A 21,359-nucleotide genomic window follows, 5' to 3' on the forward strand; every position below is an offset into this window, starting at 1 on the left:
GGCGAGAGCGCTTTTGTGCAGGTGCGGATGGCCGCTCTGGTGGAGGTGGGCGGCCATGCGGTTCTGGATGCGGAACTCGCCGGCTGCCGGAGCGGGGTAGATGACCCTGGTGGGTCATCTACCCCGCTCCGGCGGGCCAGGCCAACTCGTCCTGGCCGACCGCGAGTTCCTCGGCGTCCCGCCGTGGCGGGCTTTCACCGCCACCGGGGCCGACCTGTTGTGGAGGTGCCCGCCAACCGCGTTCTGCCGGTCCGCAAGAAACTGCGTGACCGATCGTGGCTCTCCTCCATCCATGCCAACACTGACCCTGCCAGGCATGACCCAGTCGACGTCCGTGTCCTGGCCCACCAGCGCAAAGACATGGTCAGGACGGCCGCTGCGGGCGAGTATCGCCTGGTCACCAGCCTCCTGGACGTCCGACGCCATCCGGCCCGGCAACTGACCGCGCTCTACCGCGAACGCCGGGCGATCGAATCCGTCTTCGCCGACATCAAAACCCACCAGCGCGCCGCGAAGGGGGTCCTCAGCAGCAAGACACCCGACGGTGTCCTGCAGCAGATCTGGGCCCATCTCCTGGTCCACCATGCACTGCGGGAGCCGATGCTGAGAACCGCTGCCACCCGCCAATTCGATCCTGGCCGCGTGTCCTTCACCGAGTCCCTGCACTCCGCTCGCCGCAGTGTGACCGTCACGCCCGGCAGCTTTTCCCCCTGATCTCGTGGTCCAGACACTGCGATTACTCCACGAAGACCTGCGGGAAAGGCCCCTTCCCGCCAGACGCCTGCGCAGACAGCCCCGTGTGGTCAAACGCAAGATGTCCAACTACTGGCTCGAACGGGCTGAACACCGTCGCTGGCCCCAGCCCACCCGCACCGGCACGCAGGCCATCCTCGTCAACGACCCCAGCCCACAGACCCATGACGCAACGGCATTGCCTCTAAGACCCCGTGAACAAACTGATCATTTCCGGTGTTTGGCGTCCTTCGTGCCCGCCAGGCGCCGTGACATCAGCATGATCATGGACCACTTGACCATGGCTTCGTGGTGCTCGGGTAACCGTTCGTAGTCGCGTACGCAGCGGCGGCGCTGGAAGATCCACGACAGCGTGCGCTCCACCACCCACCTGCGTGGCAGTACCACGAAGCCCTTGACGTCGTCGTTGCGCTTGACGATCTCGATCGTGAACTGGAGCTTCTTCTTGGCCCAGGTGACGAGTTTCCCGGCGTAGCCGCCGTCGGCCCAGACCAGGCTGACCGATTCGAAGAGGTCACGCAGGTGCGTCAGCGCAGGGCGGGCGCCGTCGCGGTCCTGCACGCTCGCGCTGGTGACCATGACGACCAGGAGCAGGCCGATCGTGTCCACGATCACGTGGCGCTTGCGGCCTGCCACCTTCTTGCCCGCGTCGTACCCGCGGCTGTCGGAGCCGACCGTCTCCGCAGCGCGTACCGACTGCGAGTCGATGACCGCGGCGGTCGGGTCGGTGTCCCGGCCCTCGGACCGGCGGACCTCGTCACGCAGGTCGTTGTGGATGGCGTCGACGCTTCCGTCCTGCCACCACCGGGTGAAGATGGTGTGCACCGTGCGCCAGTGCGGGAAGTCGCCCGGCAGGTTGCGCCACTTGTTGCCGTTGTCCGCGACGTAGAAGATCGCGTCCACGATCAGACGGCGGCAGTACTCCTCCGGCCGCCCGCCCTTGCCGTCCAGCCAGGCCGGCCACGGCAGCACCGCCGCGATGACCTGCCACTCCGCATCCGTGGTGTCCGAGGTGTAGCGGCGGGACCGGGCCGGATGACGGCGGCCGTGACCGAACCGGCAGGCCAGGCAGGAGCAGTCAGCTTGAGCATCCGGGGTGACGGCGGTGATGGCAGGGGCGTACAACGGCATGACAGGACCTCTTGGCGCGACTGGGCTTCGACACCGCAGTTGCTACCAAGAGGTCCTGGCCGTTCACGTCACTTCACCGATTCCCACCCACCCGCAACGATCAGTTTGTTCACGGGCTCTAAGCCTTGACTGGTGCGGCCGACCTGGCGGCCTGTTCGATCTTCGCGCAGTAAGCTGCACGAGCTTCCTCGTCGATCTGCTTCTCGTGCTCGGCGCGCACCCCGGTCCGGCCGTCGAGGCCCTCGCGCAGGATATCGGCGTGCCCGGTATGCCGGTTGGACTCGCCGAGGACATGGACCATGATGGCGAACAGATTCGTGTTGGGACAAGGCTCCGGCCACCACGGCACGTGGCCGGGGGCGTCAAGGGGAAGCTCGTTGATCGTCGCGTCCGAGTGTTCCCACGTGCGCCGGTAGAACCCGATGATCTGATCGCGGGTCTCGTCCTCGGCCGCCCACAGATCGCTGCCGTTGTAGTCCTGCCACCGGGGCAGCGGTTCCGGGGAAGGGCGGTCGAAGACCTCACCGAAGTACCTGGCCTCGACAGTGGCCACGTGTTTGACCAGGCCGAGGAGGTTGGTCCCGGTCGCCGTCAAAGGCCGGCGGGCGTCGTATTCGGACAAGCCGTTGAGTTTCCAGAGCAGCGCCTGGCGGTCCCGCCGCAGTCTCCCGTGCAGGTTGTCCTTCGCGAATCCATCGATCATGCGGCATGAGCCTGCCATGGGCTGCTCGTGGTCTCAAGATCCCGTACGTGGTCCGCAACGACTGGCAGAGCCGAGGCCTGGACATGGCCGCGGCCCTGACCTGCTATTGATCAGAAACGCATTGGGGTTCATTCGTCAAGGAAGAGTTCTTCGATCCTCAGGTCGAAGAGCTTGGCGAGACGGAAGGCGAGGGGAAGGCTTGGGTCGAACCTCCCTGTTTCGATGGCGTTGATCGTCTGCCTGGACACGCCGGCTCGCTGAGCCAGGTCGGCCTGCGTCCAACCCCGTTCGGCGCGAAGGTCCGTGATGCGGTTCTTCATCGGTATCGGATCTTGCCGACGACGAAGGCGATCATAAAGACGACTCCCATGAGCGCGGGGAGGACGGCGATATCGACATCGCGGGCGACGAGGCTGGCAGCGTCCGCAACGACATAGGAGAATCCGACGACCCACCCCACGCCGAGGGTGACCGCCAGCGCGTCCTGCATGATCTTCCGTTGCAGCTCATCGAGCGCGCGGAGAAAGCCCGTGAAGGCGACGATCCAGCCGATGCCGACGGCGAGATTGACGGCAACGGCGGCCCAGCTCGCCACCTGCTGTGGCGGATCCCAAAGGAGTCGCGGGCCGAACTTGGCCAGGGCAACCGTCGCCGCCCAGGCGAGTGTCCAGAGCACGAGCCGAGCGCTCGCCTTGATCTCGTTGTGCGCTTGCACGGAAGCCCCCTTCGGAGCGATGTCAAGTGTACTTGACACGCTAGGAGGCCAGGGTCCCTTGCATGATCGCTTTCTGTCCGGGTTCATCCGGTGAGGCCGAGGGCGGTCAAGGGTCTGCGGCAGTCGCGGGCGGTGTGGCCTAGGGCGGCGGCGATGTTGGTGTGGTCGCCCTATCCCGTCATGGCGTCGAAGATCCGGCCGATGCCGTCGGACAGCTTGCTTGCGCTGTCGCTGTACAGCTCCTCGGCGCCGTCCGTGAGGTACAGTCTCGCCGCCCCCGGGCCGTTCCGTTGAACCTCGCTGTCCACCCCTCTCCGTAGCTCGCATCCGATGCGAGAAAATCGCATCGAATGCGACGCGGCAGCGAAACCGCAGTCGTCCATCCGGACGAGTGACAGCGGCTGACTATCGGGTCTCGCCAGCCGCTACCGTCGCGCGACGCAACGTTCCGGACATCCCTGTTCAGCGAGGTGTTGTCCGCCCTCGCCGGTGCCGACACAGCAACTGTCGCCAGTTCGCATCCGATGCAATTGGCGGCGCCCGTGCCGTTTGCGCTGGGCCGACCACCGGTGTCTCATCAGGCGGCCAGTGCTGCCTGGGTGAAGCGCGCTATTCCTCGGCTGGGGTTGGGGCTTGGGGGAGGCGTAGCTGGAAGCATGCGCCGAGGGTCCGGGGGGTGAGGGTGAGGGTGCCTTGGTGGCGGTGGGCCAGGTCGCGGGCGATGGCGAGGCCCAGGCCGGTGCCGCCGTGGTCGCGGGAGCGGGCGTCGTCGAGCCGGACGAAGCGTTCGAAGATGCGCTCGGCGTCCTCGGTGGGCACGCCCGGTCCGTCGTCGTGCACGGTGAGGACGACCCAGGCGTCCTGGTTCCGGACGGTGATCTGGATGCGGTGTGCGGCGTGGCGGGCGGCGTTGTCGATGAGGTTGCGCAGCAGTCGTTCGTATTCGTCGGGGTTTCCGTGTGCGTGTGCGGGGGTGGTGCTGTCGCAGGTGAGGGTCAAGGGCCGTTCGGTGAGGGGGTATTGCTCGGTCAGCCGGGAGGCGAGGGCTGTGAGGTCGACGGTGTCGGGGCCGGCTGTGGGGGTGCGGGTGTCGAGGCGGGCGAGGAGCAGCAGGTCTTCGGCGAGGGCCTGGAGGCGGCGGGTCTGTCGTGCGGCGGTGGTGGCCGCGGCGGGCCAGTCGGTGCGTTCCGGGTAGGCGAGCGCGACTTCCAGGCTGGCCAGGAGTGTGGTGAGGGGGCTGCGTAGTTCGTGGGCGGCGTCCGCGACGAAGCGGCGTTGCTGGGCGGCGGCGTTGTCGAGGCGCTGGAGGGTGGTGTTGATGGTGGTGGCCAGGGCGGTGATCTCGTGTCCCGCGGCGGGGACGGTGACGCGTTCGCGGGGGTCGCTCGCGGTGACCGAGGCGGTGAGGACGCGGATGGCTTCGACCGGCCGCAGCGCGATGCGGACGGCGAAGTAGGCGACGGCGGCGATCAGTACGAGGCCGACGAGCCCGGCCCGCAGCAGCAGGAGGTCGGTGGCCTCGGTGATGGTCCCGGCGATGTCCTCGGCTGCGTGCGGGAGCACCACCACATAGACCCGCAGCTGGGCGTCGGCGGCGACACCCAGAGCGGCGACTGTGTCGCTGCTCAGTTCATCGGCCCTGACATCGTCGTACATGACCTGGTAGGTTCCGCCGTCCTTGCCGAACCGGTCCCCGGGTGCGGAGTCGGGGCGCGCCGGCAGGCGCACGGGACGGGTCGTATAGCCCCAGTTCGGCCCCTCGTCCGGTGGGGCGGGCAACTCGGCCTTCGGTGGGGCGGGCAGCACATGGCGGGTGCCGGGATCGAACTCCTCCATGCCTCCGCCGTAGGCGACGGCGGCGCGTCGGCCGGTCGCGACGATCTCATACGGCACGGTGCTTCGGCGAGCGGGAACCGCACCCTTCTCCAGCTGATCGACGAGAGCCAAGAACTGTTTCTGCGTCTGCCCTTGGGCGATCCCTGTGCTCTCGCGGTAGACGTCGTGGTGTACCCACCAGCCGATGCCGGCCAGGATGACGGCGGCGGCCGAGGCGGCGGCCAGGGCCGTGCGGGCTCGTACCGAACGCGGCCACCAGCGGCGTCGCGGCTCAGTCGCGTTCACGGTCGTCCACCAGTCGGTAGCCGGTACCCCGTACGGTCTGCAGGGACTGCCGGTGGAACGCGGCGTCCACCTTCTTGCGCAGTGCGCTGACGCGCGCCTCCACCAGGTTGGGATCCAGGGCTTCGTCGGGCCACGCGTGATAGAGCAGATCCGATTTGGAGACCGCCTGACCCGCCCGGCGGGCCAGCAGCTCCAGCACGGCGAACTCCCGGGGCGTGAGTTCCACCCGGGCCCCGGCCCGGCGGCAGACCCGGCCTGCGACATCCAGCGAGAGGTCGCCCACGGCAAGGACGGGCGGGGCGACCGCGGCGGCTCGTCTGACCAGGGCCCGCAGCCGTGCGACGAGCACCACATAGGAGAAGGGTTTGGCCAGGTAGTCATCGGCCCCCGTGTCCAGGGCCTCTGCCTGGTCCCAGTCCCCGTCCTTGGCGGTGAGTACCAGGATGGGGGTCGCGTTGCCCTCGCGGCGCAACTGGGCGCAGACCTTGTAGCCGTTGAGTCCGGGCAGCATCAAGTCCAGTACGACCAGGGCGTATTCGCCGGTCCGGGCCATCCACAGTCCCTGCCGGCCGTCATGGGCGAGGTCGACGCTGTAGCCCTCGGCGGTCAGACCGGTGTGCAGGGTGTGGGCAAGGTCCACCTCGTCTTCGACCACCAGGATGCGCATGCGGTGCAGCCTCGCACAGCGCCGGCCCGCCTTCCTGATCGACCGGTCAGGTTGGATCAGCAACCGGTCAACGAGGTCCCGGCATGCTGGCCGAGTCTCTTCGCCACTATGGAAAGGCCCTGCCACCGATGTCCGTTGCTGAAGGTGCCCCCGCCGCGGCCAGGACGGTTTCCCCTCCCGCACGCGCCCGTCGTCAGTCACCGCTCCGGCCTGTGACCGATGGCGGTCCCCAGCCTCGGGCGCGTCTGCGGTGACGCCGGGGGTGCTGAGCCGAGTTGGTCAAGCTCAAGGGCACGACGGGCCATCATCACGCCACAAGCGATGGGGAGGTCCGAGCGGGCGAGCGAAAGCGAACCCTTGCCCTTACGAGCCGACATGAGGAACACCGCGTCGATGGCGAAGCGGTCGGCGGCAGATTTACGCCTCACCAGCAGAAACCCAGTGATTACACCCGGAAGACAACAAGTTCTCAGATAGCCTCCAGGGGGAGACTTGCACAGACAAGTGAAAAGAGCGTGCGCGGCCACCATCGCCGCGGCGGCAGCTGTGGCCCTGGCGGCGGGCATGACCGGCCCGGCGTCGGCGGAGACCGAGCACACGGCCGTTGACCAGGCCGTACAGCTCACGCCCAAGCATCGCATCACCCTGATCACCGGCGACCGCGTCGTCGTCGACGCCAAGGGCCGTGTCATCGGCCTGGAGCGGGCCAAGGGCCGCGAGAGGATACCCGTCGAGATCCGCAAGACCGATGGACACACCCTCGTCGTACCGGCCGACGCCGCGCTGCTGATAGCCGGCGGCAAGCTCGACCAGCGGCTCTTCGACGTCACCGAGCTCAACAAGTCGACCAACCGCAAGGCCCAGAAGCAGGGCCTCAAGCTGATCGTCGGCTACCGCGGCGCGGCCTCGGCCGCGAAGGCGGACGTCCGCGACGCCGGCGACACCAAGGTCCGCAGGACCCTCACGTCGCTGAACGCGGACGCGGTATTGACGCCCAGGGGGGACGCGCCCGACCTGTGGGCCGCGGTCACCGACACGCGGTCCGGTGGCGCCAGGACCGCCGCCGGCATTGCCCACGTGTGGCTCGACGGGGTCCGCAAGGCCAGCCTCGACAAGTCCGTTCCGCAGATCGGCGCCGACAAGGCGTGGGCCGCCGGGTACAACGGCAAGGGCGTCAAGATCGCCGTCCTCGACACCGGTGTCGACGCGACCCACCCGGACCTCAAGGAGCAGGTGGTCGGGGAGAAGAACTTCTCCCCGTCCCCCGACGCGAGCGACAAGTACGGCCACGGCACGCACGTCGCGTCCATCGCGGCCGGTACGGGCGCCAAGTCGGCCGGCAAGTACAAGGGCGTCGCGCCGGGCGCCAAGCTGCTCAACGGCAAGGTGCTCGACGACAGCGGCTTCGGTGAGGACTCCGGCATCCTCGCCGGCATGGACTGGGCGGCTGAGCAGGGCGCCGACGTCGTCAACCTCAGCCTGGGCGGCGAGGACACCCCCGACATCGACCCGCTTGAGGCCCAGGTCAACAAGTTGTCCAAGGAGAAGGGCGTCCTCTTCGCCATCGCCGCGGGCAACGACGGGGGCGAGCAGACGATCGGCTCCCCGGGCAGCGCGGAAGCCGCGCTCACCGTGGGCGCCGTCGACGACATGGACAAGCTGGCCGAGTTCTCCAGCACGGGCCCCGGCCTCGACGGGCAGATCAAGCCCGACGTGACCGCGCCCGGCGTGGACATCACGGCCGCCTCGGCGGCCGGCAGCGTCATCGCCCAGGAGGTCGGCGAGAAGCCTGCCGGCTACGTGAGCATCTCGGGTACGTCGATGGCCACCCCGCATGTCGCGGGCGCCGCGGCCATCCTGAAGCAGCAGCACCCCGCCTGGACGTACACCCAGCTCAAGGGCGCGCTGACCGGCTCCGCCAAGGGCGGCACGTACACGCCGTTCCAGCAGGGTTCGGGCCGCATCCAGGTCGACAAGGCCATCAAGCAGACCGTGATCGCCGACCCGTCGTCGGTGAGCTTCGGCCTCCAGCAGTGGCCACACACCGACGACACCCCGGCGACCAAGAAGGTCACGTACAAGAACCTCGGCACGGCCGACGTCACGCTGAGCCTCGCCGTGACGGCGACCGACCCGAAGGGGCAGGCCGCGCCGGCCGGCTTCTTCACCCTCGGCGCCAGGACGCTGACCGTCCCGGCGGGCGGCTCGGCCTCCGCCGACCTCACGGCCGACACCCGGGTGGGCGGCACGCTCGACGGCACCTACTCGGCGTACGTGACCGCGACCGGCGGCGGCCAGAGCGTACGCACGGCGGCGGCGGTGCAGCGCGAGACGGAGGCGTACGACGTCACGCTGGAGTTCCTCGGCCGTGACGGCAACCCGGCGAAGTACTACAGCGCCAACCTGGTCGGTGTATCCGGACTCGCCCAGGACAAGTACTACTCGCCCTACGACGAGTCCGGCACCGTCAAGGTCCGTGTTCCCAAGGGCGGTTACATCTTCAACACGGGGATCCTGGGCGACCCGGAGGACGCCGCCAAGGGTATCGACTGGGTGGCGCAGCCGAAGCTGAGCATCACCAAGAAGGCCACGATCACGGTGGACGCGCGGACCGCCAAGCCGGTGGACATCACCGTGCCCGACGCTGCGGCGAAGGCGGGGGCCGTCTCGCCGACCTACACCGTCGGCACGGCGGACGGCTGGGAGGGGTTCGGCTGGGAGCTGGACTCGTACGCCAACTTCCGTACCGCGCACGCCGGCCCGCAGGTCACCGACGGCACCCTGTACCAGGACTGGGTCGGTCTCTGGGCCAAGCCCGCCGAGGAGTACGACATCATCGTCGGCGGCAAGGTCAAGCAGCTCGCCACCGGTTACACCAAGCACTACAAGGCGAGTGAACTGGCCACGGTGAAGACCGGTCTGGGCGCCTCGTCGAGCGGCAAGAAGGGCGCGATCTTCGCCGAGGGCAAGCTGCCCGGCAGTCCAGGCTACTTTCCGACCGGGATCCAGCAGACGCTGCCCGGCACGCGTACGCTGCACCTGTCCACCGCGGGCGGGGCGAAGTGGAAGCTCGACTTCGAGCAGCACGGCGGGCTCGACGAAGACGGCTTCCCGATCGTCGAGGCCGAATACATGCTCGGCACTCCGCAGACCTTCAAGGCCGGCAAGAGCTACGAAAAGACCTTCAACGCGGGGGTCTTCGGCCCGCGCATCGGTTCCGGCCTGGGCATCTACCGCGAGGGCAACGGCATCTACGGCTCCCTGCCGCTGTTCGCCGACGGACAGACCCACGTCGGCTCCTCGCTCTACTCGTCGGCCACCACGACCCTCTACCGCAACGGCGCCAAGGTCGGATCGAACAGCGACCCACTGGAAGGGGCGGGCACCTTCAAGGTCCCGGCCGGTGACGCCGCGTACAAGCTGACCACCTCGGTCAAGCGCACCGTCAAGGTCGCCGCGGCCTCCACCCGCGTCGACGCCAGCTGGACCTTCCGCTCCAAGAAGGCCGACCTGGCCAAGCTGCCCGCGTCCTCGATCCGCTTCGACGCGGCCGTCGGCCTGGACAGCAGGGCTCCGGCCGACAAGAAGGTCTCCGTCCCGGTGACCGTCCAGGGCTCGGCAGCGGGCAGCAACCTGAAGTCCCTGGCGGTGTACGTGTCGTACGACTACGGGCAGACCTGGAAGAAGGTCACCGTCAAGAACGGCAAGATCGCGATCACGAACCCCGCCAAGGGCAAGGGGATCTCGTTCCACGCCAAGATCGCCGACAAGAAGGGCAACAAGTCGACGATCTCGATCTACAACGCGTACTACGGGAAGTGACCTGATCCGGTGGATCACCGACAGGTTCGCTGAACGCTGAAACGCACGGATGGCCCGCCGGAAGCAGAGCTTCCGGCGGGCCATCCGGGTATGAGTGCGTTGCGGCAAAGGGAGTCCCTGTTCGATGAGCAGGGGCCTCTTCGTGTGCGGGGCGTGATCGCGACGGGGTAGGGGCCAGGGTCCCTTGCATGATCGCTTTCTGTCCGGGTTCATCCGGTGAGGCCGAGGGCGGTCAGGGGTCTGCGGCAGTCGCGGGCGGTGTGGCGTAGGGCGGCGGCGATGTTGGTGTGGTCGCCCTGGCGGTGGACGCCGATGGCGAGGTTGCACAGGCTGGCCATGATACGCGGGAGACGACCGATATGGATCTTGGAGTCGTCCTCGCGGAACGTTCGGTCGCGGACGTGGTGCAGAAGATTTTCGATCTTCCAATGTCCTCTGATCCAGGCGGCGAGCTGGGCGCCGGTCGCCACGCCGGGCGGCAGGCTGGTGATCAGGTAGACCCGTTCGATGGTGAGCTTGCCGGTGGTGAAGTCCTGTCTCCAGCGGACGACTTGGAGGGCCTGGCGGGCGTCGGGGTAGTCGAGGTGGGCGAAGGCGGTGGTCTTCAGACGCCGGATCTCCGTGCGGTGGTGGGCACGGGTGCGCTCGTGGTGGTCGAGCGTGATCTCCCGCCAGGGCAGGTGGCGGACGCGGTCGAACATGCCGGGGTGGTTGGCCTTGACCTGGGCGATGTAGTGGGCGCCGCGTTCACGGAGGTAGGCGCCGTGGGCGTGCTGGGTGTGCAGGGCGTCGGCGGTGATGACCGTGTCGGTCAGGTCGATGGTGTCCAGCAGGGGCTTGAAGGCGGGGATCTCGTTGCTCTTGTCGGCGACCTGCCGCTGGGCGAGGACGTGGCCGGTGTGGTCCATCGCGGCGAGCAGTGTGACGTGCGGGGTCGTGGCGGTGCGCGAGCCGCGCAGGGCCTTGCCGTCGACGGCGATCGCCCGCAGTCCGGCGGGCGAGGGAGTGGCGCGGGCGGTGAGGAAGGCTCCAATCGCTTGGTCCAGGGCGTCGCCGTCGAGCTGGACGAGAAGACGGCGCACGGTGTGGGGTGCGGAACGGACACCGTGCCGGTCAGCGGGTCGACGGGGAAGCCGAGGGCCCGGCAGGCCCAGGCTGGGGCGTCCGTGATCCATTCCGTGATCGCAGTGAGTGAGCGGGCGTCGGCCAGGACGCTCGCCGCAGCGGCGGCCACCAGCGCGGTCAGCCGATAGCGACGGCCCCGGACGCGTGGGTCGGGGACCGGGTTCAGGAAGCCGGACAGGCAGACCGCGTCCGTCAGAGGGGCCGGCGCGGAAGTCTGGGCCAGTTGGCCCAGCGCGGTGAGCATGGGGGAGGATGCGGGAGCAGGCACGGACTGGCCAAGTGTTCATGGGACTTCGACACTCACATGATCACCGAGACCGTGCCTGCACTGCGTTCCACCCCTGCCCGAACTGGGACGTCCACCCCGATTCCGGACCAGTCCGGTCTTCCGGACAGATGGCGATCATGCAACAGCCCTTGGCTAGGAGGCGCCCCGCTGTGAAGTCAAGTGTGCTTGACATCGAGAGCCGTCTGGTTGGTCATACTGATCGGAAGCGCACTGGGTTCGTTCGTCGAGGATGTAGCGGACGTGTGGGGCTTTGAAGTAGCCGGTGATGACGTGGGGTTGGCGTTGTCGGCAGTGGAAGAACCTGCGGGTTTCGACGGCGAGTTCGGACTGGGTCCTGGCCCGTTGGGTGTGGGGCAGGCTGCGTTTGAGGTCGGAGTTGACCAGCTCGTCCGGGTTCGGTTCGGGTGAGTGCGAAGGCAGGAAGCGCAGCTCGATCTCGTCCTTGTGGTCGGCGAGCCAGGCCCGGACGGTCTTCGAGCGGTGGGCCGAGTGCCGGTCGACGATCAAGTGGACCGGTCCGGTCGAAGTGCCAGGGCGGTTGCAAGTTCCGGGGGCGTGCGGCTGGTCGGGCTGTGACCGGTTGGGGTGCATAACAGGGCAGGCACGGGCTTCGTGATCATTGTGGTGTCTAAGCCCGATGATCATGAGGTGGCCCGTGCCTGCCGCTGTATCTTCTCCCATTCCCGCCGTGTTGGTGAAGCTGGGTCCGTTGGATGCCGGTCGGGTCGCTGACCTGCGCCTCTACTTCGACTCGGTGCCCGACCCGCGCTCCCGGCGGGGCCGGTGGTACTCGCTGACATCGATCCTGCTGGTGTGTGCCTGCGCGGTCGTCTCGGGAGCGAGGAGCATCGACGAACTCGCCGAGTGGGGCCAGCGTGCTTCGAACGCACTGCTGACAGTCATCGGGATCCGGCGCCACCTGCTCAGATGGCGGCGCACTCCGTCGCCGGCCACGATCGGCCGTGTGCTGGGGGCTGTTGACGGTGACGCCCTGGACCGGGCGGTGGGCGCCTACCTGGCCGACCGGCATCGCGCTGCCACCGAGCCCGACCAGGCGCCGTCGCCGTCCGCGTCCGGGCGGCCGCGCGTGATCGCTGTCGACGGCAAAGCACTCAAGGGATCAGCCCGTCTCACCGCGACGCGCCGGCATCTGCTCTCCGCGGTCACTCACGGCACCGTCGTGACCCTCGCCCAGGTGGAGGTCGGCGCGAAGACGAACGAAACCACACACTTCCAACCGCTCCTGGCACCGCTGGACCTGGCCGGCACCGTCGTCACCTTCGACGCCCTGCACTCGGTCAAGACGAACATCTCCTGGCTGGTCGAGGCCAAGAAGGCCCACTACATCGCCGTGATCAAGACCAACCAGCCGACCGCCCACAGCCAGCTCGCGGCCCTGCCGTGGCGGGACATCGCCGTCCAGCACACCGCCTCCGCCTCCGGGCACGGCAGGCGCGAGTCCCGCTCGATCAAGACCTGCGCCGTCGCGGACGAACTCGGCGGGATCGCCTTTCCCCACGCCCGCCTGGCCATCCGCGTCCACCGCCGCCGCAAGCAGACCGGCAAGCGCGAGACCCGTGAGAGTGTCTACGCCGTCACCAGCCTCGACGCCCACCAAGCCCGCCCCTCCGAACTGGCCACCGCGATTCGCGGGCACTGGGGAGTGGAGAACTCCTCGCACCACATCAGGGATGTCACCTTCGCCGAGGACGCCTCCACCGTCCACGCCGGAACCGCACCACGGGCCATGGCGACCCTCCGCAACCTCGCCATCGGCGTGCTGAAAACCCTCGGAGCCGACAACATCGCCAAGACCACCCGGGCGATCCGCGACGAACCCCAACGAGCACTCCCCATCCTGGGCATCACCAACGATCCGGACACCTACGGAACTTGATCAAGCCCTGCCGAAGTGCCCGACGGGCCGGGCGAGAAGTCGGCACATGACCTTTGCGTCGAACCACTCGGTGAAGACCATGAAGCGCATCCGGCCGCGGGTGCTGATCGTGGACATCGCGTTCACGGAGTATCGGTTCCAGTGCGGCGGACGACCGGAGTCCGCCCCTGCCCACCCCAGGTGCGGTCGGTGACCTGGTCCGAGGGAATGCCGACCTGGTCGCCGAAGAGGACCTAATACTCCAGTTGCGGTTCTCCATATGCCCTGGTCAGATGGCTCTTTTGGTGTGTAATTGGCTGACGCCTCGTCAGGGCGGCGGTGGTTCGTGACTCACCCGATCGGGGTGCGTTGAACCGGTTATGGAGCCGGAGATCGATGTCGAAGTAGGCCTGTGGGATGCCGAGTTGGAGTCGCTGCTGCTCCGGGTGGGAGAGCGGTTCGGCCGCGTCGAGCCGCGGCGGCGGATGCGGGACTACGTCCGCGGCCTGTTGGGACCGGTAGGTCGGAAGAACAGCTGGCAGTTGGCCGAGCACGCAGGCAACGCCACTCCCTACGGGTTGCAGCGGCTGCTGTCGTGGTGCCAGTGGGAACCCGACGAGATCCGCGATGACCTGCAGAACTACGTTGCTGAGCGGCTCGGGCAGCCGGACGGTGTGCTGATCGTCGACGACACCGGCTTCCTCAAGAAGGGCACCATCTCCGCCGGAGTACAACACCAATATTCCGGCACCGCAGGCCGCACGGAAAACTGCCAGATCGGGGTGTTCGCCGCCTGCGCCTCCGCCAAGGGCAGGGCCCTGGTGGACCGCGAGCTCTACCTGCCCAAGTCCTGGACCGGAGATCCGGACCGGTGCCGCGCCGCCCGAATCCCGGAGGGCAGGTCCTTCGCGACCAAGCCGGAACTCGCACGCGCCATGGTCCGGCGGGCGCTGGACTCTGCCCTGCCGATCGCCTGGGTGACCGCCGATGCGGCCTGCGGACAGGAGTGGCACTTCCGGCAGATCCTGGAGGAGGCCCGCGTCGGATACGTCCTGGCGGTGCCCAAGTCCCAGCAGGTCAAGACGCCTGCGGGCAGTTGGCGCATCGACCATGTCCTGGCCGGCGCCCCGGCCGAGGCGTGGGAGCGGATCTCCTGCGGGGACGGGGCGAAGGGGCCGCGGGTCTACGACTGGGCCGCGGCCAAGCTGCCCACCATCGACGGTTGCGATCCCACCCGCTACCGCTGGGTTCTGGCCCGCCGCAGCCTGGCGCGTCCCGAGGAGATCGCCTACTACCTCGCCTTCGCCCAGGCAGACGTCACGGTAGCCGAACTCGTCCGGGTCGCCGGCGCCCGGTGGGCCATCGAGGAGTGCTTCCAGGCCGCGAAGAACGAATGCGGCCTGGATCAGTACGAAGTCCGCCGCTACGTCGGCTGGTACCGCCACATCACCCTGGCCATGCTCGCGCACGCCTTCCTGGCGGCGATGACCGCCCATGCCCTCGAAAAGGGGGCCGGAGAAACGGTTCGAGCAGCCTCGTTCCCCTCACCGTGGCAGAAATCCGAAGGCTGTTGGACCTTGCCCATTCCTCCGCAGCCCGGCACCACTCACCTCGGCGCCGTCTCCACTGGTCCCGATGGCGACGCCGCCACCAGGCCGTCGCCCGCCACTGCCACTATCAGCACCGCGCGCACCCCGATCGGGTGAGTCACGAACCACCGCCGCCCTGACGAGGCGTCAGCCAATTACACACCAAAAGAGCCACCTGACCAGGGCATATGGAGAACCGCAACTGGAGTACTAACCGTTGTCCGTCTTCGCCGTGGCCCGGGTCGCCGGCCAGGTCTCCTCGCGCCAGACACGACCCCCTCCGCATCCTGCTCGACGGCCCGCTTGTCCGGACGCTGGAAGGTCAGCCCCACCGTTTGAGGTGTTTGCCGACGCCGGGCTCTGTGAAACGGACCCGATACAGCCTGAAGATCAGTTCGCCTGTCGGCGCCCGCGTCCACAGCTGACCGTAGAGCCCCAGGCCGCAGGGGGGTGTGATCGAGGACGGACTGCCGCACAGCGGGTCTGCTTGGCCTCCGACGGAACCTGGTATTCCCCCACGCGGCGGCCTCGCGCGCGGGACAGCAGTGCGTCTCGGCCGCCGACCTGCCTCTTCGCCCACGAGTTGTCCAAGCCCTTGACCGACACCCTGAACAGGGCAGTGACCTCTACCCGGCCCCGGCCCTCCATCAGCGCGGACACCGCCAGCAACCGAATAGCCCCCTGCGCGTCCGGCGACCAGGTCCGCGCATCCCCCGCCAGCTCACTCACACACCGCCAACGAGCCTGAACTCAAAGCGTTTTGAATCAATACAAGAAGCTCGCGAAACTTGCCACGTGAGACAACCTCTTAGGATTTTCGCTTCTCTATTAGCTCTTTGATTTCACGAAGCGCCTCGTCCCTCCGAAAAGCATTCGGCCACCCGAAGTTCTGATAGAGTTGTCGAGTATATCGAATGTCTAAATGGGTTCCCCAGAGTGGTTCGGTTTGCATCAGAACTTCCTCCTCGCTTAACGTTTCGCCCAGCTTTTCCGGACCAACGCCCGTCGCCCTGACCTCTATCATTTCCTCGCCGGGGCAGGGGATAAGCTCCAGATTCCGGTATTTTTCCTTCAAGCCCTCGAAGTATTCTTTAAGATCTCCCTCGGAAGAGTCACACCGAATCTCTTCTTCGAAGATCTTGCCTTCTCGTACGTCGAGAAAAAGGGTTCGGCCGCCACTCTCGAAGCCCTCCGCGAAGATGAAGACATGGTCGGGCACGGGCTCTTCACCATCCGATTCTTCACCCCCCCCGACCAGAGGTACTCCTGATCCGTGAATCGCTCGCTATCGAACGTGGTGTAGTCGAGCAGGTGCGATTTGTAGTGGATTTGCCCTAAGCTGTCCATGTGGTCCGAAGCGCGACTGTCGAGATACGGAAGGTTTCTCAGAACTTCGATGGCGAAATCAGACTTGAAGCCGGCGCACTTCTCGGGCGTGTAACTGGGCCACCCTCCCGGCGGCGGCATAACAAGATCGTCAGGGTGGCAATGCAGGGTCGTCAGAAAGGTAAAAAAGTCCAGTGCGATGGCGGCTATCTCGGAGGCCGAGTAAACCGGAAGTTCTTCTTCGTCATGCATTTCGTGTTCTTTGTTGCGACAAGTTATTGCCGTGCGTGATGCGGGTCTTAACAGGCACGGTTGACCACGAGCGGGGCCAACGCCGCCAGTCAAAGGCTGCCGGCGACGATGCGCGAGGTGCTGGATGCAGTGGACCAGCTCATTCCCGGACACGGGTAGCAACGGCTAACACAGGGAGCCGAGTTGTCGGTGGACGATGAGGCAGCAGGCAAGTTCGAGGAACGCCGTGGCCGGTGCCGGACCGGCTGTGTCTACAGGCCATCCCGTACGTCCTCCACAACGACGTCGCCTGGCAACTCCTGCCCTTGGAGCTGCGGTTCGGCTTCTGGCAGACCTGTCGGCGGCGGCCTGGACCGCTGGCACCAGGCCGCTGTCTTCGACCAGTTGCGCCCTTTCCCGCTCGCCGAACTCAACGCTGCCGATCGGTCACGGAAGGCGCCACCTGAACCGCGACTGACGCCGCACCCGTTCAACGTCATCACTCACCGCCGCCGCCCACGGAGGCCGGGGCATGCCTCGACTCTTGTCGGGATTCCTTACTACGTTCGCACGGACCGTAACATCCCCATCAACTGCATCTTTCTGACACTTCAAATCATGGCGCAATATTCTGTCGGGATGTCGCTGTGGTTCAAGTGCGCGCCGCGATCGTCCTCTTGATATCCGGCGATAGGGGCGTACCTGGCGCATCGCTGGGATGACAAGGAGGATCCGCGTGGTCACCTTGGGTCGCGCCCTAACGGTTGCAGAAGAATAAAGTGATGATTCCTGCGCGAATTCTTACCGATGTGATAGAGACACGGCATGGATGCGGTGGGGGAGAGCAAGGCGGCGATGGCGGCGAAGTTCCAGGTGTAGTTTCCGAATCTGGATGAGCGTCAGCATCGGTTGCCGAGGGGGGGGCGAAACGCGGATGCTGGGTCAGGGCGGTATCAGGCCGGTGGTCGCGGCCGCGGGTGTACACGAAGGAGCCTTGTCGCGCGACGTCGCTGAACTGGGCTCCGGGCAGGCGCCGCTGAAGAGGGCCTGGCGGGAGGGTGGAGACCGTAGACGGCTCACCGATCTCGATCCGGGACGGGTCCCGCCGCTGGAGCTGGTCGGGCCGGGCATGCGCGAGGACCCGGAGTCGCCACTGCGCTGGACGACGAAGTCGACTCACGTGCCGGCCAGCGAGTTGACTCGGACAGAGCGCTTGTTTCCGGCTGAGTCGGCCCCGGGTGGCCCACCGCAGTGCGGCCGACGTGCCACCTGGTGCACACGCCTTCATGTTGGTTGCCAATCAGGCAAATGTCAGTGCTGAGCGAGAGGTCCGACGTGAGCGATTTCTACATCATTGCCATTCTTACCGGGGCCATAGCAGTAGTCGCCGGTGCTATGACGTACCCGCTCGTCCGGCGTGATCTCAGCCCGGCGGGAGCCCTGCTGGCTGTCGGGTGCGTTGCCGTGGCCGTGGGCGCCGGCTGGCTGTTGACGCTTTTCCATGCGCTGCTCGGTTTCGCGGTCGGGCTCGTGGTCTATCTGGTGACACGCCGACGGTTGACGGGTACGCAGGCGATGGTGGCCGGTGTCGCCGGTTATGTCGTCGGGACGCTGCTGTCCGTCGGTGCCCTGGTGATGGCCCTCAGCGGTATGTAGAGCATGGCATCGTCAAGTTGTCCGTGGGCTGGGCGGGTCAGCGTGTGGGCACTGGCGGTGCCTTGTTCAGGCCGCGATGGCCACGCCGGTGACCTGATTCCAGATGGTGAAGCGGTGTTGCAACGACCCCTTGAACCTGAGCTGACAGCCGTGATCGGCATGGTGAATGAGCTTGCCGGGTTCAACCTCGCGGCCGGCGAGCGCGTACTCCCGCTCGGTGGCTTAGCGGGACGGGATCTGCACGCTCCAGCCGATCCGGTGCAGCAGCAGGTCGAGCCCGGCCAGGGCGCACTCGACGCCGAACCGGTGGCGCACGATCTCCGCGATCCTCGCCAGCGTCCAGCACTGGTCGCTCCAGCCACACACAGCCGGGCCAGGCGTCCAACACTGCCTCCAGGGCACGCAGTTGACCCGCATCGAGCTCGCCGCGGGCGCCGCTGAGGCCCTTGGAACCAGGGCCTGCCGACCGCCCGAAGCCAGGGCTCGACGCCAGCGGTTCGCCGACATCCGAGTCACTCTGAACCGCCGGGCTCCTCTGTGTCGCCGGCCCATGCCTCATTCAAGTCAGCGGCTGCGAGCCGGACTTGCTGGCGTCGAGCCCGCTCCTCGGCCGTCAGCCCACCGCCATCGGGATACCTCATCCTTCCGGCATGGCGCGGCCCACACCAACCGTCACACCCCGACGTAACCAATGCCGTTGAAGATCTCCAGCAGGAAGTGAGATCGGAGGACAGCCAGGAGGTGAGAGGGGAAGCCGGATAGGGGTATTTCGTTTACGGCCCAAGTAGCCGTCGACGTCGTGGAATGTGGTCGTACGAGCTGTCGGGAGGGGTCGCCTCGCGGTGCGGGCTGCTCGGACTCGTCACCTTGGTACTGAACCGGACCGGCCGCCCGGCATGAGTCGCCCTGACGCGAACCCGGCGTTACGCTGCCTCTCAGCGACCGTACGCATCGCATGAGCGATACCGGGGGGTACGGAATGCAGGCGTTAGGTGAGACGGATCCTCGGCGGATCGGTCCGTACGCGGTTCTGGGCAGACTCGGCGCCGGGGGCATGGGCGAGATGTATCTTGCCGAGTCGCCGACCGGTCTGCAGGTGGCCGTGAGGTTGGTGCGGGCGGAACAGGCCAAGGACCACATCTTCCGCGCCCGGTTCCGCCAAGAGGTGCGGGCGGCGCGGACCGTCGGCGGACCCGGTACGTACATCGCGCGGGTCGTGGATGCCGACACGGAGAGCGAACGGCCCTGGGTGGCCACGGAATTCGTCGACGGACCCAGCCTGCGTGACGCCGTCCTTGACCACGGCCCGCTCCCCGAACACGCGGTACGCGTCCTGGCCGCCGCCCTCGGCGAAGCCCTCACCGCCATCCACACCAAGGGCCTGGTCCATCGGGACCTCAACCCCTCCAACATCCTCTTGACCGCGGACGGCCCACGCGTCGTCGACTGCGGGATCGTACGGGCCCTGGAGACGACCTCGTCCACCCGCACCGGCGGTGTCGTCGGCTCAGCCGGCTATGTCTCCCCCGAACAGATCCGCACCAGCAGCCACGTGGGGCCGCCCAGCGACGTTTTCTCCCTGGGCGCGGTCCTCGTCTACGCCGCCGCAGGACACGAGCTGTTCGGCGAGGGCCAGGATGCGGTGGTCCTGATGCGCGTCCTGTCCCGGGACTTCGACTTGTCCACGGTGCCCGAAGGCATCCGGGCGCTGGTCGAACCCTGCCTGCGGGAGGAACCGGAGGAGCGGCCGACCCCGGCACAGGTGATCGCGGCCGCGGGGCACACGGCGGAGTCCCTGGCCGAGAACGGGCGTCCGGGCTGGTATACGGCCACCACCGCTCCAGCCAAGACCGCCACCCCGGCCAAGGCCAAGACCGCACCCGAATCCGAGCCGGCCGCCACGATCGCGATCCCGGAGCCACCGGCCCATCCGCCCGCATTTCCCGCACCGCCGGCACCACCTGCACCGCTGTCACCTCCGACCATTGTGCCTCCCACACCAGCCGTGTCACCGGCACCGCCCGGACCGCCATCACGGCGACGGCTGCTCCAGGGACTCGCGGCTGGGACGCTGGTCGCCGCCGGGACCGGCGGATGGCTGTGGCTACGAGACCGCGACGGCGGGGGCCCCGGGGCGCGGGGCGGCGCCAGTGGCGGCGCCTCCCCGTCGGTGGAGCCCGCGGCGGTGGCCTGGACATACGAACCGGGTGGGCTCGGCGGGCAGAACGGCGGCCATTGTGCGGCGTTCTCGCCCGATGGCGCCATCGTGTACGTCGGGGGTGACGACGGCACCCTGCACGCCCTGAACCCGGCTGGCGGGGTGCTCTGGAAAACCGACCTGGGAGAGCCGGTCATGCCGCCCCTCGCCACGGCCGACGGCGCCTATTGTCTGCTGGCCGACCCCATCGCCACCGCATTGTGCGCGGTCGATCCGCAGGGCGTCGTGCGCTGGACACGCGAATTGGCCTCCACTGACTACCTGAACGAATACGGCTGGTGCAGGTTCCCCGTGGCGGTGGGCGACCTGGTGCTCGTGACGACCGGCATGCAGGACGGCACGGTTCGCGCGTACCGGCCCGACGGCAGCGTGGCCTGGGAGAACGAACGGCTGCCGGGCGGGCCGACCAGCGAGCCCATGGTGGCGGACGGCGTGGTCTATGTGGGCACTCAGGCGGACGTGGTGGCCGCTCTGGACGCTACGGACGGGTCCCTGCTGTGGACCGCCGAGGCCCCCAGAGCGCCCGGACGGCCCGCACTCGTCGGCAGGACCCTCGTGGTGGGGTCGCGGGGGGATACGGCCGCAGGGGAGCCGAACGTGAATGGCATCAGCCTGACGGGCGAGCCGCTGTGGCATGTCATGAACCCCGAGGTGGGCACGTACCTGAACGCGTTGATGGCGACGTACGTGACGTTCTCCGCCCTCGGCGACCTGGCCGTCACCACAAACCGGGGACCGCTCGTGGCTGTCGATCCGGCCGACGGGTCCACGGTGTGGACGTTCCAGGACGCCGCCGCTCTGGAGGGGGCCGGCGACGTGAGGTATTACAACGACCCGACGGTTTTCGGGGATCACGCCTACGTGTGCTTCGGCCAGAAGCTGTACATCGTCGGCCGCAACGGCAGGCCGAAGCGGGTGTTGAGGTACGCGGACACGTCGGATCCGTACTCGGTCCTCCACCGTCCTGTGGTCAGAACTCAACGCACGCACGGCGATCGCGTGTACGTGCCCACCGTCGGCGGTATCGCCTCGCTCGACCTGTCGACCTAGTGTCCACGCGTCGGGAAATTCCCCGGCACAACCGTTGGTTCGAGTGTTCGAACTCGGCTATCGTCTAACGAGGCGTCAGCATGGTGA

Annotated in this window: 16 protein-coding genes and 4 pseudogenes; 7 read left to right on the forward strand and 13 right to left on the reverse strand. The window is 67.5% G+C overall.

Annotated features, from left to right (window positions below):
• Nucleotides 1-27 precede the first annotated feature (27 nt).
• On the forward strand, nucleotides 28-714 hold the full coding sequence (locus QF035_RS52215; RefSeq protein ID WP_307529959.1) for a transposase: 687 nt from the start codon (nucleotides 28-30) through the stop codon (nucleotides 712-714).
• Between the two features lie 246 nt (nucleotides 715-960).
• Here QF035_RS52215 and QF035_RS52220 read toward each other — a convergent pair whose 3' ends face one another.
• The 7 genes from QF035_RS52220 to QF035_RS52250 form a co-directional block, all read right to left on the reverse strand.
• Nucleotides 961-1,884: an IS5 family transposase gene (locus tag QF035_RS52220; protein WP_307517465.1), complete on the reverse strand. Its 924-nt coding sequence runs from the start codon at nucleotides 1,882-1,884 to the stop codon at nucleotides 961-963.
• 118 nt (nucleotides 1,885-2,002) lie between these two features.
• Entirely contained in the window at nucleotides 2,003-2,587 is a 585-nt protein-coding gene (locus QF035_RS52225) for a DinB family protein (RefSeq protein ID WP_307529961.1), read from the reverse strand.
• Between the two features lie 128 nt (nucleotides 2,588-2,715).
• Entirely contained in the window at nucleotides 2,716-2,907 is a 192-nt protein-coding gene (locus QF035_RS52230) for a helix-turn-helix transcriptional regulator (RefSeq protein ID WP_307529962.1), read from the reverse strand.
• On the reverse strand, nucleotides 2,904-3,302 hold the full coding sequence (locus QF035_RS52235) for a hypothetical protein (protein WP_189845164.1): 399 nt from the start codon (nucleotides 3,300-3,302) through the stop codon (nucleotides 2,904-2,906). Before QF035_RS52235 ends, QF035_RS52230 begins: the two co-directional genes overlap by 4 nt.
• 170 nt (nucleotides 3,303-3,472) lie before the next feature.
• Nucleotides 3,473-3,610 carry a hypothetical protein gene (locus QF035_RS52240; protein WP_307529965.1) on the reverse strand — a complete coding sequence of 46 codons (138 nt, stop codon included), beginning with the start codon at nucleotides 3,608-3,610 and terminating at the stop codon, nucleotides 3,473-3,475.
• A gap of 301 nt (nucleotides 3,611-3,911) precedes the next feature.
• The gene (locus tag QF035_RS52245; RefSeq protein ID WP_307529967.1) at nucleotides 3,912-5,423 is read right to left on the reverse strand and encodes a sensor histidine kinase; all 1,512 of its coding nucleotides are present in this window, start codon (nucleotides 5,421-5,423) and stop codon (nucleotides 3,912-3,914) included.
• Nucleotides 5,410-6,090 (reverse strand): response regulator transcription factor, encoded by a 681-nt coding sequence (locus QF035_RS52250; RefSeq protein WP_307529968.1) that lies wholly within the window; start codon nucleotides 6,088-6,090, stop codon nucleotides 5,410-5,412. Before QF035_RS52250 ends, QF035_RS52245 begins: the two co-directional genes overlap by 14 nt.
• Nucleotides 6,091-6,594: 504 nt before the next feature.
• Between QF035_RS52250 and QF035_RS52255 the strand changes: the two genes are divergently transcribed.
• Nucleotides 6,595-9,912, forward strand: a complete 3,318-nt coding sequence (locus QF035_RS52255) for a S8 family peptidase (RefSeq protein ID WP_307529969.1) — start codon at nucleotides 6,595-6,597, stop codon at nucleotides 9,910-9,912.
• A 209-nt stretch (nucleotides 9,913-10,121) separates the two neighbouring features.
• Here QF035_RS52255 and QF035_RS52260 read toward each other — a convergent pair whose 3' ends face one another.
• The 3 genes and pseudogenes from QF035_RS52260 to QF035_RS52270 all read right to left on the reverse strand — a co-directional run bounded on the left by QF035_RS52260 (nucleotide 10,122) and on the right by QF035_RS52270 (nucleotide 12,007).
• The gene (locus QF035_RS52260; protein WP_307529970.1) at nucleotides 10,122-10,994 is read right to left on the reverse strand and encodes an ISAs1 family transposase; all 873 of its coding nucleotides are present in this window, start codon (nucleotides 10,992-10,994) and stop codon (nucleotides 10,122-10,124) included.
• A gap of 104 nt (nucleotides 10,995-11,098) precedes the next feature.
• Nucleotides 11,099-11,281, reverse strand: a pseudogene (locus QF035_RS52265) (ISAs1 family transposase); the annotation flags it as partial.
• A 177-nt stretch (nucleotides 11,282-11,458) separates the two neighbouring features.
• Entirely contained in the window at nucleotides 11,459-12,007 is a 549-nt protein-coding gene (locus tag QF035_RS52270; protein WP_307529971.1) for a transposase, read from the reverse strand.
• 7 nt (nucleotides 12,008-12,014) lie between these two features.
• Here QF035_RS52270 and QF035_RS52275 point away from each other — a divergent pair, with 7 nt between their 5' ends.
• Nucleotides 12,015-13,223 (forward strand): ISAs1 family transposase, encoded by a 1,209-nt coding sequence (locus QF035_RS52275; RefSeq protein WP_307519909.1) that lies wholly within the window; start codon nucleotides 12,015-12,017, stop codon nucleotides 13,221-13,223.
• 359 nt (nucleotides 13,224-13,582) lie between these two features.
• A pseudogene (locus tag QF035_RS52285) lies at nucleotides 13,583-14,734 on the forward strand (IS701 family transposase); the annotation flags it as partial.
• A gap of 379 nt (nucleotides 14,735-15,113) precedes the next feature.
• On the opposite strand, the gene QF035_RS56325 reads toward QF035_RS52285, so the two are convergent.
• Together QF035_RS56325 and QF035_RS52295 are read right to left on the reverse strand one after the other, a co-directional pair.
• The gene (locus tag QF035_RS56325) at nucleotides 15,114-15,371 is read right to left on the reverse strand and encodes a winged helix-turn-helix domain-containing protein (RefSeq protein ID WP_444968443.1); all 258 of its coding nucleotides are present in this window, start codon (nucleotides 15,369-15,371) and stop codon (nucleotides 15,114-15,116) included.
• 228 nt (nucleotides 15,372-15,599) lie between these two features.
• On the reverse strand, nucleotides 15,600-16,010 hold the full coding sequence (locus QF035_RS52295; RefSeq protein ID WP_307529973.1) for a hypothetical protein: 411 nt from the start codon (nucleotides 16,008-16,010) through the stop codon (nucleotides 15,600-15,602).
• A 583-nt stretch (nucleotides 16,011-16,593) separates the two neighbouring features.
• On the opposite strand from QF035_RS52295, the pseudogene QF035_RS56075 reads away from it, so the two are divergent.
• Nucleotides 16,594-16,815: pseudogene (locus QF035_RS56075) on the forward strand (hypothetical protein); the annotation flags it as partial.
• Nucleotides 16,816-17,683: 868 nt separating this feature from the next.
• Complete coding sequence (locus tag QF035_RS52300; RefSeq protein WP_307529976.1) at nucleotides 17,684-18,004, forward strand: hypothetical protein; 321 nt, start codon at nucleotides 17,684-17,686, stop codon at nucleotides 18,002-18,004.
• Between the two features lie 225 nt (nucleotides 18,005-18,229).
• On the opposite strand, the pseudogene QF035_RS56330 reads toward QF035_RS52300, so the two are convergent.
• Nucleotides 18,230-18,645, reverse strand: a pseudogene (locus QF035_RS56330) (winged helix-turn-helix domain-containing protein); the annotation flags it as partial.
• A 314-nt stretch (nucleotides 18,646-18,959) separates the two neighbouring features.
• Here QF035_RS56330 and QF035_RS52310 point away from each other — a divergent pair.
• Nucleotides 18,960-21,272 (forward strand): serine/threonine-protein kinase, encoded by a 2,313-nt coding sequence (locus QF035_RS52310; protein ID WP_307529980.1) that lies wholly within the window; start codon nucleotides 18,960-18,962, stop codon nucleotides 21,270-21,272.
• Nucleotides 21,273-21,359 lie beyond the last annotated feature (87 nt).

Source organism: Streptomyces umbrinus (assembly GCF_030817415.1).
In the GTDB taxonomy this organism is placed as follows: Bacteria; Actinomycetota; Actinomycetes; order Streptomycetales; family Streptomycetaceae; genus Streptomyces; species Streptomyces umbrinus_A.